Source organism: Isoptericola sp. NPDC057191, from assembly GCF_042670225.1.
GTDB lineage: Bacteria > Actinomycetota > Actinomycetes > Actinomycetales > Cellulomonadaceae > Isoptericola.
The window spans coordinates 1-2,331 of sequence record NZ_JBHUWC010000297.1; the positions used below are offsets into that span (position 1 = coordinate 1).

Annotated in this window: 3 protein-coding genes; all 3 read right to left on the reverse strand. The window is 76.8% G+C overall.

Annotated features, from left to right (window positions below):
• Window positions 1-44: 44 nt before the first annotated feature.
• The 3 genes from ACFT55_RS19970 to tsaB all read right to left on the reverse strand — a co-directional run bounded on the left by ACFT55_RS19970 (window position 45) and on the right by tsaB (window position 2,238).
• The gene (locus tag ACFT55_RS19970) at window positions 45-929 is read right to left on the reverse strand and encodes a sulfurtransferase (protein ID WP_380245598.1); all 885 of its coding nucleotides are present in this window, start codon (window positions 927-929) and stop codon (window positions 45-47) included.
• A complete protein-coding gene (gene rimI, locus ACFT55_RS19975) occupies window positions 926-1,426 on the reverse strand; it encodes a ribosomal protein S18-alanine N-acetyltransferase (RefSeq protein WP_380245601.1) in 501 nt (166 codons plus the stop codon). Before rimI ends, ACFT55_RS19970 begins: the two co-directional genes overlap by 4 nt.
• Before the next feature lie 80 nt (window positions 1,427-1,506).
• Window positions 1,507-2,238, reverse strand: coding sequence for a tRNA (adenosine(37)-N6)-threonylcarbamoyltransferase complex dimerization subunit type 1 TsaB (gene tsaB, locus ACFT55_RS19980; RefSeq protein ID WP_380245599.1), 732 nt, complete (start codon window positions 2,236-2,238; stop codon window positions 1,507-1,509).
• Between the last annotated feature and the right edge of the window lie 93 nt (window positions 2,239-2,331).

The following is a 2,331-nucleotide window of genomic DNA, read 5'->3' on the forward strand; positions in this document are numbered from 1 at the left end:
TCCTTCCGTCGGGAAGGAGGGCCATTCGCCCGCTCACAGCGTCTTCAGGGGCGTGCGCCCGTGGCGACCGGGCGGGACGGGTCGCTCGACCACTGCGACCACGAGCCGGCGTAGAGCGCGGCCGGGATGCCCGCGCAGGCGAGGGCGGCGATCTCGTGCGCCGCCGTCACGCCGGACCCGCAGTACACGCCCACCTCGTCGCCGTCGTCGCTCAGCCCGAGGTCGGCGAACCGGCCCGCGAGCTCCTCGTCGGGCAGGAACGTGCCGTCGTCCCGCAGGTTGCCCGCGGTCGGTGCGCTCACGGCGCCCGGGACGTGCCCGGCCCGCGGGTCCACGGGCTCCGTCTCGCCGCGGTACCGCTCCGGGGCGCGCGCGTCGAGGAGCGTGCCCGTCTCGGCCACCTCGGACGCGTCGTCGGCGTCGAGCACCGGCAGGTGCCCGGGACGGACGACGAGGTCGCCGGGCTCGTGCACCACGTCGCCGCTCTCCAGCGCGAGGCCCGCCCGCACCCAGGCGGGCAGGCCGCCGTCGAGGATGCGTACGTCGTCGACCCCGAAGTAGCGCAGCAGCCACCACGCGCGTGCCGCGGACAGGCCGCCCACCGTGTCGTAGACGACGACGCGCGAGCCGGCCCGCAGGCCCCACGCCCGCACGCTGCGCTGGAACGACGACGCCGAGGGCAGCGGGTGCCGGCCCTCCTCGGGCGACGCCTCGGCAGCGAGCTCGGACTCCAGGTCCACGTACACGGCGTCGGGCAGGTGCCCTGCCAGGTAGCGCTCCCGGCCGTCCGTCATCCCGAGCGCCCAGCGCACGTCGAGCAGCACGGGCGCGCCCGCCGCCGGGTCGGGCCCGGCGCCGAGCCGCAGGTCGGCCGCGAGCTCCGCCACGGGCACGAGCACCCGGGCGCGGGAGGTCCAGGCGCCGCTCATGCCGTGGCGCCCAGGTCGAGACGCATCGTGAAGGCGTCCTTGTCCTCCGGCTGGTAGTAGCGCCTGCGCAGCCCGATCCGCTCGAAGCCGAGCCGCTCGTACAGCGCCAGCGCGGGCTCGTTGTCGACGCGCACCTCGAGCAGGACCGCGCCCGCCCGCAGCTTGCGCGCGTGCTCCAGCAGCGCCTCCAGCAGCGCGCGGCCGACGCCGTGGCGCTGGTAGAGGGGGTCGACGCCGATCGTCATGACCTGCGCGACGTCGCCGTCGAACCAGAGGCCGGCGTACCCGACGACCGGCTTCGGCCCGACGCCGTACACGGCCACCGCGTCCGGCCCGGTGGGCTCGGCGACGACGTACCAGCGCCCCAGCGCGGCGAGCTCGTCGGTGAGCATCCCGTAGGTCCAGGCCCCGGCGCCGAAGAGGATCCGCTCCAGCTCCAGCACGCGGTCGAAGTCGGTGCTCCGCAGCGGGCGCAGGCGGCACGACGGCGCGTACACGTGCTGCACCGTCCGCGGCAGCCCGGCACCGGGCTGGGGCGCCGGCCGCGTCGCCGGGTCGGCGGCCGGCTGGTCCGTGGTCACGCCGGGCTCCCGGTCGCGGGCACGAGCCGGGCCGGTGCGGGTTCCTGCACGTCGGGCCGGCGCAGGTAGAGGGGCTCGGTCGGCAGCGCCTCGCCGGCGGCGCGGCGCGCGAGCGCGAGGCGCGCGAGGACCGCGGCGTCCGGCACGAGCGGCGCGTCCTCGTCGGCCGGCAGGTGCTCCGGGTACAGCGTGGCGCCCTCCCCGACGACGACCAGCCGCCCGTCGGCGGGGGCGTCCTCGAGCCGTGCGGCGACCTCGGCGGCCTTGTCCACGCCCGGCCCGGCCAGCGTCTCGACCACGGGCACGCCGTGCGGCCCCTCGTGCGCGACGACGCGGTAGTGGGCCCAGTAGACCTCCTTGCGGCGGGCGTCCGTCGCGACGAGCACCTCGTCGCCCGGCGAGAGGCCCAGGTCGGCGACCGCCTGCACGGCGACCGCGTCGATGCTCGGCACGCCGAGCACGTCGATCCCGAGGCTCAGCGCGAGGGTGCGCGCGGTGACGAGGCCCACGCGCAGGCCGGTGAACGGCGCCGGTCCGGTGCCCGCGACGACGGCGGTGAGGGCCGAGCGGTCCAGCCCGGCGTCGTCGAGCACCGCCGCGACGAGCGGGCCGAGCGACTCGGCGTGCCGGCGACGCTCGTCGGCCGAGCGCGACGCGAGCCGTGTCCCGGTCTCGTCCACGAGGGCGACGGCGACTGCTGCAGACGTGTCCAATGCGAGAACTGCCACGCCCCCAGCCTACGGTCCTGCGGGCGATCGGGGTGCGGCATCGTGCGTGCTGACCTGATCCTCGTCACGGGGGTTTGAGGATCAGGTCAGCAC